The sequence below is a fragment of the Paraburkholderia sediminicola genome, from assembly GCF_046026895.1.
GTDB classification, from domain to species: Bacteria; Pseudomonadota; Gammaproteobacteria; order Burkholderiales; family Burkholderiaceae; genus Paraburkholderia; species Paraburkholderia sediminicola_C.
Map to the genome: position 1 here is coordinate 1 of NZ_JAQQEU010000260.1, position 775 is coordinate 775.

At 64.3% G+C, this 775-nt stretch carries 1 protein-coding gene; it reads right to left on the minus strand.

Annotated elements, in window-relative coordinates:
* On the minus strand, positions 1 to 775 hold a 775-nt coding region (locus tag PQR02_RS40635), incomplete at both ends, for a molybdopterin-dependent oxidoreductase (protein ID WP_408243422.1).

The following is a 775-nucleotide window of genomic DNA, read 5'->3' on the forward strand; positions in this document are numbered from 1 at the left end:
TCCGTAGCCGGTCGGCGAGTGGCACACGCGCGCGCAGGTATCGACGTTGTTGTTGCCGAACGCGGCGCGCACGAGCTTCTGCACCAGATAAGTTTCTTCGTTCGTGCAGCGCGACGACGTGATGCCGCCGATCGAATCGCGCCCATGCTTCGCCTGAATGCGGCGGAACTCCGACGCGGCGTAAGCGATCGCTTCTTCCCAACTGACTTCGCGCCACGGGTCGGTGATCTTCGCGCGGATCATCGGCTTCGTGATGCGGTCCTTATGCGTCGCATAGCCCCATGCGAAGCGGCCTTTCACGCACGCGTGACCTTCGTTGGCCTGACCGTTCTTGTGCGGCACCATCCGCACCACCTGGTTGCCCTTCATCTCCGCCTTGAACGAGCAGCCGACGCCGCAATACGCGCAGGTCGTGATGGCCGAATGCTCCGGCTGGCCGAGCATGATCACGGACTTTTCCTGCAGCGTCGCGGTCGGGCATGCGGCGACGCACGCGCCGCACGACACGCACTCCGAGTCCATGAACGGCTGGTTCTCGCTGGCCGCCACACGCGATTCGAAGCCGCGCGCCGCGATGGTCAACGCGAACGTCCCTTGGGTTTCCTCGCACGCGCGCACGCAGCGATTGCAGACGATGCACTTCGACGGGTCGTAGGTGAAGTACGGGTTCGACTCGTCCTTCTTGTCCTTCAGGTGGTTCGCGCCATCGAAGCCGTAGCGCACTTCACGCAGGCCCGTCACGCCCGCCATGTCCTGCAGTTCGCAGTCGCCGTTG